Consider the following 17,189-nt stretch of genomic DNA (forward strand, 5'->3'; position numbering starts at 1 on the left):
CCTCTCGTTGTGTGCTCAGAATCCGAAGAAATCGCCGACGTTTTCGGCCGCGTCCCCGGCACTTTCCCAAGCCGCCTCGGCACTATCAGCGATGGATTCGCCGATAGCATTGACAGTCTCCTTGACGATGGGGACGTTGTCGTAGATGGCCAGCGCGCCCGATGCGACCATTGCAGCAGTTCCAACGGGCGGCGGCACGAAGCCTGCTACGCCCAGTCCCGCCTTAACCGCCGAATACCAAGCGCCGCCGTTGTCATCCGGGTTGCCGTTGGTGAAGTTGTTAAACGCGTCGAGGGTATCGAGTCCAACCCCCACCACTCCGAGGGCCTTGCCGCCGAACTCGAAGAACGTGGCGGCTTTCCCGCCGTCGACGAGGTTCAGGGCTGTATCCCACCTGCCGTCGAACAACTCCGAGGACGTGTTGAAATACTGGCTCAGCATGTTGGTGTCCTGAAATGCCTTTGCCACGTCTCGGAAGTCCTTGGAGAAGAACTCGGCGAAGCTGTCTGCCCTCTTGATGAAGTGTGGCAGATCGAAGAGACCAGCCCGGAGGTTGGGCAACGCCTTGGTGAGGTTGTAGATGTCCCAGCCGTCCCGGAAGGGCGAGTCTGGGTCAGCAAGCCAGTCGAGCCCCCAAGGATTGTTGAATGGCGGGCGGCCCGTGCCTTGGCCACCGAGGCTGCCGGGCACCCCCGTACCGGGTCCGCCCCTGCCAGGCCCGGCGCTCCCGCCAGCACCGCCGGTGCTGCTCGCCCTGTCCTGTTCATCAGCGTTGGCGAGCAGGAGCTTGGATTCCTGCTTAAGACGGGTAGCCGTCTGCTGCAGGAGGGTCCGATGGTTGCCGTTCCAGTCGGACCGGAAATGTTCGGCGTCGCGGCCTTTCCAGGCAGGGCTGTTGTTGATCTGACCACTCAGCTGCGTGGACTGCTGCTGCAGCAGGTCCGCCGTCTTGCTGAACTGCTGCGCAAGAGTACGCAGCTGTGCCACGTCGGCGCCCCATACGTTTCCTGACACCAGGCTTCCCCCAAATATTCGAACAGCACCTGACTGCTGCAGCCCTAGCCTAAGTCCGGATCAGGCCGGTCCGCGATGGGGTGTCCTCCCCATGTCCCGGACGGTTACGCACGCTAGCCGCGCTCCGATTCCTCCAGGACCGCAGCCTTGCGCGCCCGCAGGGCGAAGAGCGCGCCGAAGGCAAACACCTGCGTCACCACCACCAGCACAATCGCTCCGGCGATCTTGTTGCCGCCCAGGATCATGGTGAGCCCAACAATCGCAGACAGGAGGGCCAGCAGTGGCAGCAGCATGTAGCCCAGCACAAAGAGGGTTTCCGGTTTTTTCAACATTCCTAGCCCTCAGTCCTTGACCATCTGGTGAATCGGTAACGCGTGCCATTGGCGGCCGTCAGCCAGCCGTCCGGCGGAACGGAGGCGGAGGCCTCCCAACTGGTGCCAAGCTCGGGGGCGAACGTGTCGCCGTCGGCCTTCACGTCGATCGTGGTGACCACAGCGACGTTGGCAAGTTCCGTGGACTGGCGGAAGATCTCCCCGCCGCCCAGGATCCAGACCGTGTCACCGCCGTCCACGAACTGGGACTCCAGCAGGGCGTCGTCCAAAGAGGGAACCACGACGGCGCCCTCCGCCTCAGGGGTATCGGCCCAGCTTTTCTGCCGGGTAATGACGATATTGGTCCGCCCGGGCAGGGGGCGGTACTTGTCCGGGAAGGACAGCCAGGTCTTCCGACCCATGATGACCGGATGCCCGGTGGTCAACCGGGTGAAGTGCCTGAGGTCCTCGGGAAGGTGCCAGGGCATGTCCCCGTCCTTGCCGATGACGCCGTCCGGGGTCTGTGCCCAGATGAGGCCGACGCCGGTGATGGAGGCGGCCAGTTCTTCGGTGAAGGACTGTGGATCCGTGGAGTTTTCGGTGCTCATACTGCGATCGGGGCCTTGATGGTGGGGTGGTGCCTGTAATCCACGACTTCGAAGTCTTCCAGCCTGTAGTCGAAGATGGACGCGGGCTTCCGGGTGATCCTCAGCTGCGGGTACTCGTAGGGCTCGCGCTCGAGCTGCTTGAGGACCTGGTCCATGTGGTTCTCGTAGATGTGCACATCGCCGCCGGTCCAGACGAATTCGCCGGGCTCCAGCCCCACCTGCTGGGCCACCATGCAGGTGAGCAGCGCGTAGGAGGCGATGTTGAACGGGACGCCCAGGAACATGTCCGCTGAGCGTTGGTACAGCTGGCAGGACAGTTTGCCGTCGGCCACGTAGAACTGGAAAAAGGCATGGCACGGGGGGAGGGCCATGTCCTGCAGTTCGGAAACATTCCAGGCCGAGACCACGTGCCGGCGCGAGTCCGGGTTGGACTTCAGGTTGTCGACCAGCTCCGCGATCTGGTCGATGTGGCCGCCGTCGGGGGTGGGCCAGCTGCGCCACTGGACCCCGTATACCGGTCCCAGGTCGCCGTCCGCGTCCGCCCACTCGTTCCAGATGGTGACGCCCTGGTCCTGCATCCACTTCACGTTGGTTTCACCGCGCAGGAACCACAGGAGCTCCACGGCCACGGACTTGAAGTGGACCCGCTTGGTGGTGATCAGCGGGAAGCTCTTCGTCAGGTCAAAGCGGATCTGGCGTCCGAAAACGCTGGTGGTTCCGGTGCCCGTGCGGTCCGATTTGTGCGTGCCGGAAGCCAGGACATCGCGCAGGAGGTCTTCATAAGGCGTTGGGATGCTCACGGCTCAAGTCTACTTGGACAAGGCCGGGAGGCTGGGCTCCTCATGGCGATGCGTCCCGTCGCAGTTTGCCGCGAAGCACATCAAGCAGGACCTCGTCGCTCAGGCGCGCTGCCCGGCCGGCTGCAATGTAATGGTCGACGGCGGCCTGCACCGCTGCAGGGACGGGAACCGTTCCCCGGCCCCCCGGCGTGCCGGCGGCCGGGGCGGTGACCACCGTTCCGCCCCGCCGCCGGGAATCCACGAGCCCGGCGGCCTCGAGCTCCTTGTAGGCCCGGGCGACGGTGCCCGTTGCAATGCCGAGGTCGGCCGCGAGGCTGCGGACTGTGGGCAGGCGGGTTCCGGGGGCGAGTGCACCCAAGGCGACCAGGGAGCTGATCTGGGAGCGTATCTGCTCGTACGGAGGTATCGCGGAGCGCAGGTCCACGGTAATCCCCGTACTCACGTGGCCGGTTCCTTTGCGGGCGTGCGGGCGGAGCCGGTGCTGCGGGCGAAGCTGCGCACGGGAATGACGGCGATAACGATCCCCGCGGCGCAGAGCAGGGCGCCGGTGAAGGGTGCGGCATCCCAGACCCAGGCCCAGGGGGCAGGTTCCAGTTCCAGTCCCCGGCGGATATCCGGCCCCGCTGCCAGCAACAGCACCCCGGCCTGCGCGGCGAAACAGGCCGCCAGCGTCCGGACAACCCTGTGCACGGTGATGGCGCGGAGCGCCGCGTCCAGGCCGGCGACCGCCGTCGAAATGCCCTTCCGGGCCTTCGCCGCACCCGCGGGAAGGACCGCGACGAGCACCACGGCAGCGCACGCCCAGAGAGTCGGGGACCACGAGGGCAGGATGCCGAGGCCGGCCTGGACGGAGGAGGTCACAATGACGGCTGCTGCCAGGATGGTGAGGGCTGCGATGCCTGTGGTAAGCATTGCGGGGCTCACCGGCTGGTGCGGCCATTCCCGCGGCGCTCCGGAGGTTCCGTAGTTGCGCTGGACCAGCAGTTCCCCCGCCGCGGTGACCAGCAGGACGGATACGGCGGCCAGCGCCACCACACGGGCGGGATGGCCGGCCAAGGCCCCCGGAACGAACACCGCCGCCAGGGCTGGAACGAAAGCGGCAAGCCCCGAAACTGCGCCCAAAGACACGGAAAGCCGCGTGGCGGGATGGGATGCCGCTGCAGGTCCACGGCGCCCTGGCATGGTGCCGTCTGCCCGGAGAGCAGGGAGCTTGGGTGGCGCCCACCACCACATGGCCAGCAGGACGGCGAGATTTACCGCCCCGGCAGCGTTCACCCAGCCGCCGGCAACAACGGAAGGATCGGGCCGCGCTGCGTGGTTGCCCGCGATTGCCGCCAGGCCGGAGGCTATGGTGGCCACGGTTCGGAGCAACCTGTTCATGGCGATGGTCCTCAGGAGGCTGTTCTCCACGGAGTCCAGCGCCTCAAGCCGGCGGCGCCGGGTCATCAGCACCAGCACCAGCCAGGTTCCCGCCGCCAGGACAAGAAGGGCAGGGCCGAGGTAGGAAGCCAGCTCGATGCCGGGGACCCGGCCGTCGCCGCCGTACGGCACAAAGCCGGCGGCGGGGTCCGGGCGGGACCCGTAGGGGACTGGTTCGTAGCCGGGAAGGGTTGCCATCCAGCCGATTTGCAGGGCGGCACCCGCAAACACAGCAAGGACGGTCCAGGCGAGCGGCCGGGGCAGGAAGTCGCGCATCCGCCGCACCTCCAGGTCCGCCTGGCGCCGGGGGAGGCGGGGGCCGGGATAACTCACTTGGCCGATGGCATGCACGGCCAGGGGCCCGAGTATCGGCCAGGCCAGGGCCGGCACGATTGCTGAGGTGCTGATGAGCGGCTGCGAATCCGGACTGGCGTAAAGGATGCCGGCATTTCCGGCCGGCTGCAGCGAACTGGCCAGCCACCCCATGATGCCCACCCAAAATGCGTGCTGGGAGGCAGTGGCCGCAGAGCCGCTGCCCGGTCCCCAGATGACCCAGCGCAGCAGGAGGTAGCTGCCCGCCGCCAGCAGGAACGGCCACACAAGGGCCATGGCCGGAATGTTGATAAAGACAGCGGCATCGGTAAACGGCACTTCATCCCCCCAGAATCGTGCATCAATGTACTAAGTCTTTGATACAAAACCTCTGGGGTCAAGCGCCACGGCAGAGCCGTTCCTAGTCGTCAAACGGCTTGAACTGCTCCACGGCCACGATCCGCCGTTTTCCGCCGGGAGCCACGTGGCACACCACCAGTTCGCCGGGCGAGAGGTAGGGCTCCTTTCCCGGCAGGAGCGCACGCAGGTGGTGCGGCATATGCTCCGCCAGCTGGCCGAACACGGTGGGCAGGGCCGGGCGGTGCGTGCAGACCGCCACCGCGCGCTGCTTATCGAACAGGCCTTCAATGACGGCGGCTGTCTTCTTCGGGCTGCGGGCATGCCGATGCTCCGTCAGCGCCTCCGCGAGCTTCACCTTGGCACCCGCGGCCTTGGCATAGGGCGCGACGGTTGCGGCGCACCGCAGCCAGGGGCTGGTCACCACCCGAAGCGGCTTCCAGGCGTGCAGGAGCCGGCTCACCGCCAGCGCCTGCCGCGTCCCCGTGGCCGCAAGCGGCCGCTCACCCTCGGCCTTGCTCCAGGACGAGCGCGGTTTCGCTTTGGCGTGGCGGAGCACCACGAGAGGCCACGTGTCCAGGTGCCCGCGCCCGTGGGCTTCCTGCAGGTATTGCAGGGGCACGACGTCGGACGGGTTGGACAGCAGCGCAGCGGCCTTTTCGGGGGCGCACCACATGACGCTGTCCACCTCCTTGCCGTCCGGAAGAAGCTTTGCCCCGTTGGCCTTGACGGCCCAGTAGTGGACCACCTTGAGGCCGGAGGCCACGTGGTAGTGGATGGGCGGCAGCGGGATGCCCAGCTGGGCGGTGAGGCCGATCTCCTCCTGGACCTCCCGGACCGCGCACTCGGGGATGGTTTCGCCGTCGTCGATCTTGCCCTTGGGCCAGGACCAGTCGTCATAGCGGGGCCGGTGGATCAGCAGGACTTCAAGCCTGTCCTTGACCATGCGCCATGGCACGGCACCGGCAGCCGTCACGGCGACTGGTTCCCCCGGGTGGTCTGTCTGGTCTGCTACGAGTGCATCGCTCGACAAAACAGGTGCCCTTAACGCCGGCTCAGGCTGCGCTGCCGGGGGCGGGAGGCCAGCAGCCAGGACTGGACGTCCTCAAGGGGCTTGCCGTCGTCGGACAGGTGGTGCCGGGTCCAGACTCCCTCATTATCCAGGTGCCAGCTGGAGGTTTCCGGGGCCATGTAGCGCCGCAGCAGGTCAAGGACGTAATTGATGTCATCCGTGCTGGACAGCTGGACCAGGGCCTCCACCCTGCGGTCAAGGTTGCGGTGCATCATGTCCGCCGAGCCGATGTACACCACGGGGTCCCCGCCGTTGGCAAAGGCGAACACCCGGGAGTGCTCCAGGAACCTGCCCAGGATGGAACGGACGGTGATGTTGTCGCTGAGCCCGGGTACTCCGGGACGGAGCGAGCAGATGCCGCGGACCACCACGTCAACCTTCACTCCGGCCTGCGAAGCGCGGTAGAGGGAATCGATGATTGCCTCGTCCACCATGGAGTTGACCTTGATCTGCACGCGGCCCGGGATTCCGGCGCGGGCGTTCCGGATTTCGGTCTCGATGCGGTCGATCAGCCCTGAACGCACGGAACGGGGCGCCACCAGCAGCCTCTTGAACGTGGACTTCGGCGCGTAGCCGGAGAGCTGGTTGAAGAGCTTGGACAGGTCCTCGCCCACCTGCTCGTTGGCGGTGAGCAGGCCCAGGTCCTCGTAGTAGCGGGCAGTCCGGGGGTGGTAGTTGCCGGTGCCGATGTGGCAGTAGCGGCGGAGCCCGTCAACCTCCTGGCGCACCACCAGCGAAAGCTTGCAGTGCGTCTTGAGGCCAACGATGCCGTACACCACGTGCACGCCGGCCTGTTCCAGCTTGCGGGCCCAGGAGATGTTCGCCTGCTCGTCGAACCGGGCCTTGATCTCCACCAGGGCCAGGACCTGCTTGCCGGCCTCGGCAGCGTCGATCAGGGCGTCAACAATGGGGGAGTCTCCGGACGTGCGGTACAGGGTCTGCTTGATGGCCTGGACCTTGGGGTCGGCGGCGGCCTGTTCCAGGAACGCCTGCACCGAGGTGGAAAACGAATCGTACGGGTGGTGGAGCAGGATGTCCCGGCGGCGCATGGCGGCGAACACGTTGGCGGCCTTGGACGTCTCTGACTCGTTCAGGTACCGGGACGTGTGCGGAACGTGCTTGGGGTAGTGGAGGTCTGCGCGGTCGATGCCGGCGATCACGGAGAGTCCCCGGAGGTCCAGCGGGGCAGGAACCGAATAGACCTCGGATTCCTCCACGCCGAGCTCGCGGATCAGCAGCGCGCGGATGTTCGGGTTGATGTCGTTGGTGACCTCAAGCCGGACGGGCGGGCCGAAGCGGCGGCGCAGGAGTTCCTTTTCGAGGGCCTGGAGGAGGTTTTCGGCGTCATCCTCTTCCACCTCCACGTCCTCGTTCCGGGTGACCCGGAAACTGTGGTGCTCCAGGACCTCCATCCCGGGGAACAGCTTGTCCAGGTGCACTGCGATGACTTCCTCCAGCGCAATGAAGCGCGCCACCCGTCCTGCCACGGCCCCGGCGCGGGGGCCGTCGATGGAAATAAGGCGCGGAAGCTGGTCCGGCACCTTGACGCGGGCAAAGAGTTCCTTGTCGCTGATCGGGTTGCGCACCACCACGGCAAGGTTGAGGGACAGGCCTGAAATGTAGGGGAAGGGGTGCGCCGGATCCACCGCGAGGGGCGTGAGGATGGGGAACACCTTCTCGGCGAAGATCACGCTCAGCTGCTGCTGCGCTGCGTCGTCCAGCTCGTCCCAGTGCATCAGGTGGATGTGTTCGTAAGCCAGGGCCGGGCGGATCTGCTCCGCGTAGACCTGCGCATGCCGCTGCTGGAGCCGGTGGGCTTCCCCGCTGATCCTCTCCAGCACCTCAACAGGGCTGAGGCCTGCAGGGGAGGGGACTGCGAGGCCGGTGGCGATACGCCGTTTGAGCCCTGCCACCCGGACCATGAAGAACTCGTCCAGGTTGGAGGCAAAGATCGAAAGGAAGCTGACACGTTCCAGCAGGTGGAGCGTGGGATCCTCAGCCAGTTCCAGGACGCGGGAGTTGAAGCTGAGCCAGCTCAGTTCACGGTCCAGGAACCGGTCCGGGCGGATATCGCCCTCGGGCTGCAGGTTCGGCGCGAACTCCGGGATGTCAATGCGGTCCTGGGTGGCGCGCGAGGCGGGAACCTCCGAGGAACCGAAACGGGCGCGTACCGGCACTGCGACGTCCTTGGACGTGACTGCTCCGGAAGGTTCCGGGTTCATGGCATCTCCTTTACCTGGCGGTTGATGCTGGCGCTTCCGGCCTGCGCGGGTTCTGCCTCAACCTTACAAGCATTCAGTGCGCCGAAGCCCGTGCATTTCCAGCCCGGGGGCCGTATGTCAGCCGGGTGGACTAGACGGTTGCCAGCTGTCCGTACATGACGTCCATATCCCAGCGCGTGAAGCCCAGGCTCCGGTACAGGGAAACAGCGGCTGCATTGTCGGCATCGGTGTACAGCATGACGGCATGCAGCCCCAGGCCCTGGAGGTGCCGGATACCCGCAACTGTGAGGGCTTTGCCAAGCCCCATACCCTGCGCTTCCGGGGCCACGCCGACAGCGTAGACCTCGCCGATGGCCGGGTGCGGGCCGTGCTTCGGATGGACCTTGGTCCAGTGGAAGCCCAGCAGGCGGCCCTGCCGGTCCTCAGCCAGAAGGAAGCCTGAGGGATCGAACCAGTCCTCGGCCATCCGGGCGTCCAGGTCGGCCCGGGTGAGGCTGCCCTGTTCGGGGTGGTGGGCGAAAGCGGCCCGGTTCGCGGCCAGCCAGGCGTCCTCATCCTTGCCGGGCACGAAGGTGCGGAGGGTGACGCCCTCCGGAAGCGTGGCCTCGGGAAGGTCCGCTCCCGCCGTCGTCATCCTCATTTTCCACAGCTCACGGACGGGGCCGAAGCCGTAGCGGGCCGCCAGGTCCGCGGCGGCCTCATGGTTGCCGTGGGACCAGGCCTTCAGCCCTTCCAGTCCGCGGCTGCCCTTGAGCTGTCCCACCAGGCGGTCTGCCACCCCCTGGTTCCGGTAGCTGGGATGGACGGCGATCTCCAGCACGCCAGTGCCATCGGGTTTCTCCACCACGACGGCGAACCCGGCCAGGTCCTGGCCACTGGCGGGGTCGGAGTCCTCGTCCGGGGCGTACAGGGCCAGGGTCAACGGTGACTGCCCGGCAGATCCGCCGGTCCGCATGGTCACCAGGGTCTGCTCCGATATGGAGGGGTTGCCGTCAGATTCTTCTGCCGCGGCCAGGAGGTCCCGGCAGTCCTTCAGGAGCTGCTGGTCAACCGCGCCCCGCTCCGTATGGACGGGCCACTTCTCAGGATGCGCTGGAGTCATGAGGCAAGGCTATACGGGAAGCGGCAAGGGCGCTCAGGCCTCGGTGAGCTCGTCTTCCTGCTGCCGCACCAGGGTAAGGCGGTATCCCACGTTGCGCACGGTGCTGATGAGGTTCTCGTGGTCAGCGCCCAGCTTCGCCCGCAGGCGCCTGACGTGGACGTCCACGGTGCGGGTGCCGCCGTAGTAGTCGTAGCCCCACACCTCTGTGAGCAGCTGCTGCCGGGTGAAGACGCGGCCGGGGTGCTGCGCCAGGTACTTCAGCAGCTCGAATTCCTTGAAGGTCAGGTTCAGCGGTGCGCCGTTCACGCGGGCGGTGTAGCTCGCCTCGTCGATAACCACGCCGGCTGCGCGGATCTCCGTCGGCGCATCCTCATGGTCCGGGACGGCGCGGGCAACTGAGAGCCTGATGCGGGCTTCCACCTCGGCCGGGCCCGCCGAATCGAGGACGATGTCATCCACGGCCCAGGCGGAGGAAACGGCCGCCATGCCGCCCTCGGTCAGGATCAGTACCAGGGGAGCGCTGAGGCCGGTGGCTTTGAGCAGCTGGGTGAGGGAACGGGCGCCCACCAGGTCTTTCCGGGCATCCAGCAGCACAATGTCGCAGGGATCGGTCTCCAGCAGGGCAGTCGGCTCGGCAGGAAGGATGTGGACCCGGTGGTTCAGCAGCTCCAAGGCAGGCAGGATGTCCACCGAAGAGCCAGTGCTGTTCGTCAAGAGCAGGATGTGCGACATTGTTCCTCCATGGGCCGTCCGCGCATCATTGGGCGACTGAACCGGGTTTTCACCGGCCGGTACTGGCTTCCTGCTCCGGCATTGGGCCAGCGGAAAAGGGCCGGCCTGCCACCTCAGCAGTGAGCTTAGCTGAGCTTTGAGTATACCCGCAGGCCTGTCCGGAGCCATGGATCCGGCCCGGATCAGGGGACGTTTTGCGACATATCCTGTTCATATAAGGCAGGATTGAGCCAGGGCCCCGACGCCCTCCGCGAAGGGCGGTCCCGCCCTTCCAGGTCGACGCCAGGATGGGATTGCAGCGCAGTGAGTGCAGAAACTAAATCCAGGCCGGGCTCCGCATGACCGCGGAGCTGCAGGCACCGGCGCGGTCGTTGGGCTCGTGGAGTATCGGCCTCGTGGGGATGGCCGGCCTCGCTGCGATCATCACCGGTGTCTACACCTCCCGCGAGGTGCTCGTGGCCGTCGCTGTTGCCATGGCCGCCGCCATCGGCATCGGGTGGCCGCACTTCCTCCGCATACCCGCCAAGAAGACACTCGCCGCGGTCATCGCCGTGCCGGGTGCCGGAGCCGCAGTTGCTGCCGGGCTGGCACCTGCCCCCGGCTACCTCGACTGGACCCCGGCATTTATTGCCCTGGGCATGATGGCCGTCTTCATCGTGCAGCTGCTCCGCGGAACGGGACAGGCCCAGCGGCTTGAATCCACCCTGGGCTGTTGCGCCGGCGTGCTGCTCTCCTGCCTGGGCTCAGGCTGGATAGCCGGCGCACGGTTCAACGGCGTCCGCGAAATGCTCCTGGTGGCAGCCATCAGCGCCGCGGTTGCCCTGCTGGCCGGGCTGATCCGCTGGCCGGACAGCGTCGTGGCGCCCCTGGGGATCGTGCTGGCAGGCCTTGCAGGACCGCTCGCCGGGCTGGTGCTCTCGGACATCGCCGTCCTGCCGGCAGCCATCTTCGGCGTCGTGGTAGGGGCGGTGCTGGCGAGCTTCCGGCGCCTGGCCACCCTGCGGGGTGCGCCCCTGAACGTCCCCGCTGCCCTTAGCATGGGCCTTGCCCCCGTCTCGGCGGTGGGTTCCCTCGCCTACTTCATAGACAAACTACTCATCTACTAACGCGTTAGGATGGCATCATGTCCGTACTTGCTTTTGAAATCTTCTTCCTTGTCCTGCTCGGCGTCGCCAGCCTCGCCATGGCCTGGTTCGCCGGATTCGTGGTCTACCGCCTGTTCAAGGGCCAGAAGTAGACGTCTTTTTCCGGAGCTTGCCGATTTCCAGAGGTAGTCGCTGTGCCCATTGAGATTCCTACAGACCTGACTCCAGAACTCGTTCCGCTTTCCTGGCTCATTGGTGAGTGGGAGGGCCGCGGCCGCCTCGGCAGCGGCGACGAGGACTCGGAGCACTTCCTGCAGCACGTGTCCTTCACGCACAACGGGCTGCCGTACCTTCAGTACCGCGCGGAGAGCTGGCTGACGGACGACGACGGCACGCGCCTGCGGCCGCTCACCGTCGAGACCGGCTTCTGGGCGCTGGAGCGCAAACAGCTTGATGCCGACGGCGGCCCGGGGCTGATCCCCGCGGACATCGTTCCGGCGCTGAAGAGTGCCGACGAGGTGGAGGCCCTGCGCAACAGCGAGGGAGGGTTCGACATCTCGGTGTCCATCTCCCACCCCGGCGGAATCTCCGAGCTGTACTACGGCCAAATCAAGGGTCCGCAGATCCAGCTCACCACGGATATGGTGATGCGCGGGAGCCATTCCAAGGACTACAGCGCCGCCACCCGCATCTTCGGGCTGGTGGACGGCAACCTCCTGTGGCGCTGGGATGTCGCTGTTGGCGGCAAGGAAGGCAAGGGCCTGGAAGCGCACGCCTCGGCCTTCCTGAAAAAGGTTTCCTGACTCCTCCCGGTCCTTCGGCATATAGATGCGGGCGGCCCGGATCCACTCCGGCCACAGCAATCCGGAATACCGCCGAGCCCCAAGGACTTCTACTACATATGACTACTCCCAGCCCCCTGCTGTCGCGCCCTGGCGCCGTTGAGGCGGCCGGCGCGGACGCCGGCGTTGCCGCCCACTATGGCGAGCCCCTGCGCGAGCAGCGCGCCCTCGCGGCCGGAACCGCCGTCGTCGACCTCTCCCACCGCGGTGTTGTTACGGTCACCGGTCCGGACCGCCTGAGCTGGCTCAACACCCTTTCCTCCCAGCAGGTTGCAGGCCTCCAGCCGAACGAATCCAGCGAACTCCTCCTCCTGAGCGTGCAGGGCAGGATCGATTTCGACGCCCGCGTGATCGACGACGGTGCCACCACATGGCTGATCGTCGAGGCTGCCGAGGCGGCGCCGCTGGCCGGATTCCTCAACAGGATGAAGTTCATGCTGCGGGTGGACATCGCCGATGTCTCCGCGGACTGGGCCGTTGTGGGCAGCACAAAGGCTGTCCCGGAGTGGTCCGGCCTGCTGTCGTGGCAGGACCCGTGGCCCAATGTGGGGGCCGGCGGCTACTCCTATGCGACGGTCCCGGAGGCCAGCCACCCGGGGCTCGACCGACCGTGGTTCGAATACCTCATTCCCGCCGGCGGCCTGGAGGAGAAGGTCGCTGGCAGGCCCCTTGCGGGCGTCTTGGCAGCCGAAGCACTGCGCGTCGCGGCCTGGCGTCCCAGGATCGGCGCGGAAACCGACGACAAAACCATCCCGCACGAGCTCGACCTGCTCCGGACCGCGGTGCACCTGGCCAAGGGCTGCTACAAGGGGCAGGAAACCGTAGCGCGGGTGCACAACCTGGGCCATCCGCCCCGCCGCCTTGTCTTCCTCCAGCTGGACGGGTCCCAGCACACCCTGCCGCAGGCAGGAAGCCCGGTCCTGGCGGGGGAGCGCAAAGTGGGAACGGTGACGTCCGTGGCGCAGCACTACGAGATGGGTCCGGTTGCGCTGGCAGTCATAAAGCGTTCCGTCGCGCCGGATGAAATACTGACGGTCCTGGACGGCGACGAGCCGTACCCTGCCGCCCAGGAACTCATCGTCGCCCCCGACGCCGGCCAGGTGGTGGGGCGCCAGACCGGATTCCTGAAAGGGCCCCGCCCATGACTGACAACGTCCAGCCCCATCCAGGGCCCGACGACGACGCCCTGGCTTTGGCGCACACGCTCTTCCAGGCTGCCAGGGAAGGGGACACGGCGCTGCTGCGTGCCTACCTGGACGCGGGCGCTCCCGCCACCCTGACCAATTCGGCAGGGGATTCGCTCCTGATGCTGGCCGCCTACCACGGCCATGCGGAAACCGTGCGGCTCATCCTGGAACACGGTGCCGAGCCCGGCACCGCCAATGACCGTGGCCAGACTCCGCTCGCGGGAGCTGCCTTCAAGGGCTACACCGATGTGGCCAGGGTCCTGCTGGATGCCGGCGCCGACCCCGATGCCGGTGCGCCGTCGGCCCGCGCCGCTGCCCAAATGTTCGCCCGCCAGGAGATCCTGGACCTCCTGGCGTAGCCGGGACGCAGCCGTTCACCCGGTCCCGCCCGGCAGCAACCACCTGACGAAGGATGACCGTGGAAAACGTAGCAAAACCCTGGCCGGCCCTGTGGTCCCTGGTGATCGGGTTCTTCATGATCCTGATCGACACCACCATCGTGTCCGTGGCGAACCCGCGGATCATGGAGGGCCTCGGCGCGGACATCAACTCGGTCATCTGGGTCACCAGCGCCTACCTCCTGGCCTACGCGGTCCCGCTGCTCATCACGGGCAGGCTGGGCGACCGCTTCGGGCCCAAGAAGCTCTACCTGTCAGGACTGGTCGTCTTTACGCTGGCTTCGCTGTGGTGCGGGCTGTCCGGCGATGTGGAGACGCTTATCGCAGCACGCGTGGTGCAGGGCCTCGGCGCCGCCATGATGACACCGCAGACCATGGCAGTCATCACCCGGATCTTCCCGCCGGACCGGCGGGGTGCAGCCATGGCCATCTGGGGCGCCACCGCCGGAATGGCCACCCTCGTGGGCCCTATCCTGGGCGGTGTCCTGGTGGACGGCCTCGGCTGGGAATGGATCTTCTTCATCAACGTCCCCATCGGTATTGCCGGTTTCATCCTTGCCCTGCGCAACGTGCCGGCCCTCAGCACCCACCCGCACCGGTTCGACATCCCCGGCGTGGTGCTCAGCGCCGTCGGACTTTTCCTCCTGGTGTTCGGCATTCAGGAAGGCGAAACCTACAACTGGGGCACCATCGCCGGACCCGTGACGGTGTGGGGCCTTATCATCGCCGGGCTTGCCGTGTTGGCTCTCTTTGTGCTCTGGCAGCGGTTCAACAAAGGCGAGCCGCTGCTGCCCCTGGCGCTTTTCCGGGACCGGAACTTCTCCCTGGCCAACATCGGAATCACCACCGTTGGCTTCACTGTGACCGCGTTCAGCCTGCCCCTGATCTTCTACTACCAGCTGGTCCGCGGCCTTACGCCCACCCAGTCCGCGCTGATGATGGTTCCCATGGCCCTGATCTCGGGCGGCCTGGCGCCGGTGGTGGGGAAAATCATCGACAAGGTCAATCCCAAGTTCATCACGGCAGCCGGCCTGGTGCTGATGGCCGTGGCCCTCGCCTGGAACTCGGCCCTGATGCAGCCGGACACGCCCATCCTGCTGTTCCTCCTGCCCAGCGCCATCCTGGGATTCGCCAACGCAGGAATCTGGGCTCCGCTCAGCACCACCGCCACCCGCAACCTCCCTCCGCGGCAGGCCGGGGCAGGGTCCGGCGTCTACAACACCACACGGCAGATCGGGGCCGTACTGGGCAGCGCAGCCATCGCGGTGCTTATCCAGGCGCGGCTCGCCGCCGAGCTTCCGTCCGGTGCGCCCGGCGGGGCTGCGGGTGAGGGCATGGGACTGTCTGGAAGCCTCCCTGAGGCCCTCCACAGCGGATTTTCGACGGCGATGGGGCAGTCCATCCTGCTGCCGGCCGGGGTCATCCTGGTTGGCGCAGCCGTGGCGTTGTTCTTCGCCAAGCCGCAGCCGGTTCAGGGCTGGGGCGGAGGCGTTCCGGGGTCAGCCAAGGTGGACGCTGGTCTGGATTCCGCCGGCTGACAAGCCCAGCTTCCGGGCCAATGCCAGGGAACCCGTGTTGCTGACGTCCGTCCGCCACTGGAGCGTGAGCCCCGCCGCAAGGGCCTCGTGGGCGGCGATCGAGGCTGCCAGGGACCCCAGGCCGCGCCGGCGCCAATCAGGATCCACCAGGACGCCAAGATGGGCCAGCAGCCCTTCCCACTCGGAGTACGCGCCGCAGGCCAGGGGCACCCGGCGCCCCTCCAGCTCATGCACAATGGTGTAGCGGTTCTCCAGGTCTGAGAGCCCCACCTCGTTGACGTCGTCCGGCGGGCAGCGGCCCTCAAGCTCGATCGCTTCGGCGTTGCCGTGCGAGACCGTCATTTCCTCCGGCGGCTGCCTGAGGGGAAGGTCGTCCGCGAAAAAGAGTGCGGCCGCCCCCATGCCGTGCCCGCCGTGCTCCCTGGTGAGCGTCAGGAGGGTGACGTGCTGCGCCATTTCCTCGTCGGGGAGCTCCGCCGCGGCGTCGATGACCCATTGCGGACCCACCAGCGCCGAGCTGCCGAACAGCCGGACGAACTCGACGGTCCGCGCCGACTCGTCGGCACGGACTATGCGTTCCCCGGAGGCAAGGGCGGAACTGAAGGCGCCATCATCCAGTCCCAGGCGCCGGGCCCATGCAAGCTGGATGATGGCGGCCGAACCGGGGTCGAGTGTCATGCTTCCAGCCTAGGACGGGCAGCCGGTCCAGCCGGACAGGACACTTCGGCGGCCAGCACACTTCAGGGGAACGGCTTAGCCGAACAGGACCGCAGCTTCGTCGTAGCGGTTCTGAGGGACGGTCTTCAGCTTGCCCAGGGCTTCCTGGAAGCCCACGTGCTCGATGTCCGTTCCCTTGAGCGCCACCATGGTGCCCCAGTAGCCCTCCACCACCGAGTCGATGGCTGCCATGCCCAGCCGGGTGGCCAGGACGCGGTCGAAGGCGGACGGCACGCCGCCGCGCTGGATATGGCCCAGGATGGTGGCGCGGGTTTCAATGCCGGTCCGGGCTTCAAGCTCCGGGGCGAGCTGGTCTGCGATGCCGCCGAGGCGGGGCCGGCCGAAGGTGTCCAGGCCGCGCTCTGAGTGCGGGGTTTCCATGTGCTCGGGCACGAACCCTTCAGCCACGACCACCAGGGGCGCGCGGCCGCGGGCGTGGGCCTCGTTCACCCATTCGGTGATCTGTTCGATGCTGACTTTCTGTTCCGGAATGAGGATGGCGTGGGCGCCCGCGGCCATGCCGGCGTGCAGGGCGATCCAGCCGACGTGCCGGCCCATGACTTCGGCAATCATGCAGCGGTGGTGCGATTCCCCGGTGGTCCGGAGCCTGTCGATTGCCTCGGTGGCGATCTGCACGGCGGTGTCGAAACCGAAGGTGTAGTCGGTGGCGTCGAGGTCGTTGTCCACGGTCTTGGGAACGCCGACGATCTTCAGCCCTGCGTCGGTGAGCCGCTTGGCCGCCGCGAGCGTGCCCTCACCGCCGATCGCGATGATGGCATCGATGCCCAGGCGCTCCATGTGGGCCTTGATGACGTCGGGGCCGCCGCCGTTTTCGAACGGGTTGGTGCGGGAGGTGCCCAGGATGGTGCCGCCCTGCTTGGCAATGCCGCGGACCATGGTCCGGGGGATGTCGATGACGTCGCCCTCAACAACGCCGCGCCAGCCGTCGAGGAAACCGACGAACTCGTGGCCGTGGATGGCAATTCCTTTAAGGACTGCACCGCGGATAACCGCATTCAGTCCGGGGCAGTCGCCACCGCTGGTAAGGATTCCAATTTTCATGTCTCGCTCAAATCCTGGGGAGAGGGTTTACAGGCAGAGCGCCACGCTGAGCTCACATAGAGTCTAGTGCGGTGTGTGCGGTACGACACAAACTGGTTACACGAAGGGCCCCGTTCCTTCGCGGAGGAACGGGGCCCTGTACGGCAGTGTTTACGGGCGGTTCAGTGACCGTCTGTCGAGGAACGCCTGCAGCGGGATGACGTTCCGCTGGTCCGGCAGGATTACCCAGGCCACAAGGTAGAAAACGAAGGCCGGGCCGGGGAGGAGCGCAAAGAGGAGGAAGGCAATCCGGACGTAGGCGACGTCCACGTTGAGCTTTGCTGCGATCCCTCCCAGCACGCCTCCGAGGATGCGCTGGGGTCCGCGTTTCAGGCCCAGGCCCCTGACGATGCTGAAGAATTTATCCATGGT

General features: G+C 66.7%; 18 protein-coding genes. 5 read left to right on the forward strand and 13 right to left on the reverse strand.

Features of this window, described 5'->3' with window-relative positions; genetic code table 11:
* Positions 1 to 15: 15 nt before the first annotated feature.
* From ACIQF4_RS00580 to ACIQF4_RS00625, 10 genes are all read right to left on the reverse strand, one after another.
* Positions 16 to 1,014 carry a WXG100 family type VII secretion target gene (locus ACIQF4_RS00580; protein ID WP_400516276.1) on the reverse strand — a complete coding sequence of 333 codons (999 nt, stop codon included), beginning with the start codon at positions 1,012 to 1,014 and terminating at the stop codon, positions 16 to 18.
* A 113-nt stretch (positions 1,015 to 1,127) separates the two neighbouring features.
* Positions 1,128 to 1,346, reverse strand: a complete 219-nt coding sequence (locus ACIQF4_RS00585) for an NF038396 family protein (RefSeq protein WP_231457594.1) — start codon at positions 1,344 to 1,346, stop codon at positions 1,128 to 1,130.
* Between the two features lie 2 nt (positions 1,347 to 1,348).
* On the reverse strand, positions 1,349 to 1,933 hold the full coding sequence (locus tag ACIQF4_RS00590) for a dihydrofolate reductase (RefSeq protein WP_400516277.1): 585 nt from the start codon (positions 1,931 to 1,933) through the stop codon (positions 1,349 to 1,351).
* The gene (locus ACIQF4_RS00595) at positions 1,930 to 2,733 is read right to left on the reverse strand and encodes a thymidylate synthase (RefSeq protein ID WP_400516278.1); all 804 of its coding nucleotides are present in this window, start codon (positions 2,731 to 2,733) and stop codon (positions 1,930 to 1,932) included. Before ACIQF4_RS00595 ends, ACIQF4_RS00590 begins: the two co-directional genes overlap by 4 nt.
* 40 nt (positions 2,734 to 2,773) lie before the next feature.
* The gene (locus tag ACIQF4_RS00600; protein WP_400516279.1) at positions 2,774 to 3,175 is read right to left on the reverse strand and encodes a GntR family transcriptional regulator; all 402 of its coding nucleotides are present in this window, start codon (positions 3,173 to 3,175) and stop codon (positions 2,774 to 2,776) included.
* Positions 3,172 to 4,761 carry a hypothetical protein gene (locus ACIQF4_RS00605; protein ID WP_400516280.1) on the reverse strand — a complete coding sequence of 530 codons (1,590 nt, stop codon included), beginning with the start codon at positions 4,759 to 4,761 and terminating at the stop codon, positions 3,172 to 3,174. The genes ACIQF4_RS00600 and ACIQF4_RS00605 overlap by 4 nt, the downstream gene beginning before the upstream one ends.
* Before the next feature lie 124 nt (positions 4,762 to 4,885).
* Complete coding sequence (locus tag ACIQF4_RS00610; RefSeq protein ID WP_400516281.1) at positions 4,886 to 5,854, reverse strand: NUDIX domain-containing protein; 969 nt, start codon at positions 5,852 to 5,854, stop codon at positions 4,886 to 4,888.
* An 11-nt stretch (positions 5,855 to 5,865) separates the two neighbouring features.
* Positions 5,866 to 8,115 (reverse strand): RNA degradosome polyphosphate kinase, encoded by a 2,250-nt coding sequence (locus ACIQF4_RS00615; RefSeq protein ID WP_400516282.1) that lies wholly within the window; start codon positions 8,113 to 8,115, stop codon positions 5,866 to 5,868.
* A gap of 130 nt (positions 8,116 to 8,245) precedes the next feature.
* Positions 8,246 to 9,217 (reverse strand): mycothiol synthase, encoded by a 972-nt coding sequence (mshD, locus tag ACIQF4_RS00620; RefSeq protein ID WP_400516283.1) that lies wholly within the window; start codon positions 9,215 to 9,217, stop codon positions 8,246 to 8,248.
* A gap of 33 nt (positions 9,218 to 9,250) precedes the next feature.
* Positions 9,251 to 9,949 (reverse strand): response regulator transcription factor, encoded by a 699-nt coding sequence (locus tag ACIQF4_RS00625; protein WP_066277942.1) that lies wholly within the window; start codon positions 9,947 to 9,949, stop codon positions 9,251 to 9,253.
* Between the two features lie 338 nt (positions 9,950 to 10,287).
* On the opposite strand from ACIQF4_RS00625, the gene ACIQF4_RS00630 reads away from it, so the two are divergent.
* From ACIQF4_RS00630 to ACIQF4_RS00650, 5 genes are all read left to right on the forward strand, one after another.
* On the forward strand, positions 10,288 to 11,055 hold the full coding sequence (locus ACIQF4_RS00630; protein WP_350002100.1) for a permease: 768 nt from the start codon (positions 10,288 to 10,290) through the stop codon (positions 11,053 to 11,055).
* A 173-nt stretch (positions 11,056 to 11,228) separates the two neighbouring features.
* Positions 11,229 to 11,837: an FABP family protein gene (locus ACIQF4_RS00635; protein ID WP_104998656.1), complete on the forward strand. Its 609-nt coding sequence runs from the start codon at positions 11,229 to 11,231 to the stop codon at positions 11,835 to 11,837.
* Between the two features lie 98 nt (positions 11,838 to 11,935).
* Positions 11,936 to 13,021: a glycine cleavage T C-terminal barrel domain-containing protein gene (locus tag ACIQF4_RS00640; protein WP_350002098.1), complete on the forward strand. Its 1,086-nt coding sequence runs from the start codon at positions 11,936 to 11,938 to the stop codon at positions 13,019 to 13,021.
* Positions 13,018 to 13,422, forward strand: coding sequence for an ankyrin repeat domain-containing protein (locus tag ACIQF4_RS00645; RefSeq protein ID WP_400516284.1), 405 nt, complete (start codon positions 13,018 to 13,020; stop codon positions 13,420 to 13,422). The genes ACIQF4_RS00640 and ACIQF4_RS00645 overlap by 4 nt, the downstream gene beginning before the upstream one ends.
* Positions 13,423 to 13,481: 59 nt before the next feature.
* A complete protein-coding gene (locus ACIQF4_RS00650; protein WP_400516285.1) occupies positions 13,482 to 14,999 on the forward strand; it encodes a DHA2 family efflux MFS transporter permease subunit in 1,518 nt (505 codons plus the stop codon).
* Here ACIQF4_RS00650 and ACIQF4_RS00655 read toward each other — a convergent pair.
* The 3 genes from ACIQF4_RS00655 to ACIQF4_RS00665 all read right to left on the reverse strand — a co-directional run bounded on the left by ACIQF4_RS00655 (position 14,961) and on the right by ACIQF4_RS00665 (position 17,186).
* The gene (locus ACIQF4_RS00655) at positions 14,961 to 15,677 is read right to left on the reverse strand and encodes a GNAT family N-acetyltransferase (RefSeq protein WP_350002093.1); all 717 of its coding nucleotides are present in this window, start codon (positions 15,675 to 15,677) and stop codon (positions 14,961 to 14,963) included. The genes ACIQF4_RS00650 and ACIQF4_RS00655 overlap by 39 nt on opposite strands.
* A 75-nt stretch (positions 15,678 to 15,752) precedes the next feature.
* Entirely contained in the window at positions 15,753 to 16,778 is a 1,026-nt protein-coding gene (locus tag ACIQF4_RS00660; protein WP_400516286.1) for an ATP-dependent 6-phosphofructokinase, read from the reverse strand.
* A gap of 150 nt (positions 16,779 to 16,928) precedes the next feature.
* Positions 16,929 to 17,186, reverse strand: coding sequence for a PspC domain-containing protein (locus ACIQF4_RS00665; RefSeq protein ID WP_231454789.1), 258 nt, complete (start codon positions 17,184 to 17,186; stop codon positions 16,929 to 16,931).
* Positions 17,187 to 17,189 lie beyond the last annotated feature (3 nt).

The organism is Pseudarthrobacter sp. NPDC092202, from assembly GCF_044755505.1.
In the GTDB taxonomy this organism is placed as follows: Bacteria; Actinomycetota; Actinomycetes; order Actinomycetales; family Micrococcaceae; genus Arthrobacter.

What these genes read in the sequence shown, in the direction of transcription:
- ACIQF4_RS00585 (WP_231457594.1), bottom strand. Translation starts at nt 1,346, where the DNA reads ATGTTGAAAAAACCGGAAACCCTCTTTGTGCTGGGCTACATGCTGCTG.
- ACIQF4_RS00590 (WP_400516277.1), bottom strand. Translation starts at nt 1,933, where the DNA reads ATGAGCACCGAAAACTCCACGGATCCACAGTCCTTCACCGAAGAACTG.
- ACIQF4_RS00605 (WP_400516280.1), bottom strand. Translation starts at nt 4,761, where the DNA reads ATGGCCCTTGTGTGGCCGTTCCTGCTGGCGGCGGGCAGCTACCTCCTG.
- ACIQF4_RS00615 (WP_400516282.1), bottom strand. Translation starts at nt 8,115, where the DNA reads ATGAACCCGGAACCTTCCGGAGCAGTCACGTCCAAGGACGTCGCAGTG.
- mshD (WP_400516283.1), bottom strand. Translation starts at nt 9,217, where the DNA reads ATGACTCCAGCGCATCCTGAGAAGTGGCCCGTCCATACGGAGCGGGGC.
- ACIQF4_RS00625 (WP_066277942.1), bottom strand. Translation starts at nt 9,949, where the DNA reads ATGTCGCACATCCTGCTCTTGACGAACAGCACTGGCTCTTCGGTGGAC.
- ACIQF4_RS00630 (WP_350002100.1), top strand. Translation starts at nt 10,288, where the DNA reads ATGACCGCGGAGCTGCAGGCACCGGCGCGGTCGTTGGGCTCGTGGAGT.
- ACIQF4_RS00640 (WP_350002098.1), top strand. Translation starts at nt 11,936, where the DNA reads ATGACTACTCCCAGCCCCCTGCTGTCGCGCCCTGGCGCCGTTGAGGCG.
- ACIQF4_RS00645 (WP_400516284.1), top strand. Translation starts at nt 13,018, where the DNA reads ATGACTGACAACGTCCAGCCCCATCCAGGGCCCGACGACGACGCCCTG.
- ACIQF4_RS00655 (WP_350002093.1), bottom strand. Translation starts at nt 15,677, where the DNA reads ATGACACTCGACCCCGGTTCGGCCGCCATCATCCAGCTTGCATGGGCC.
- ACIQF4_RS00660 (WP_400516286.1), bottom strand. Translation starts at nt 16,778, where the DNA reads ATGAAAATTGGAATCCTTACCAGCGGTGGCGACTGCCCCGGACTGAAT.
- ACIQF4_RS00665 (WP_231454789.1), bottom strand. Translation starts at nt 17,186, where the DNA reads ATGGATAAATTCTTCAGCATCGTCAGGGGCCTGGGCCTGAAACGCGGA.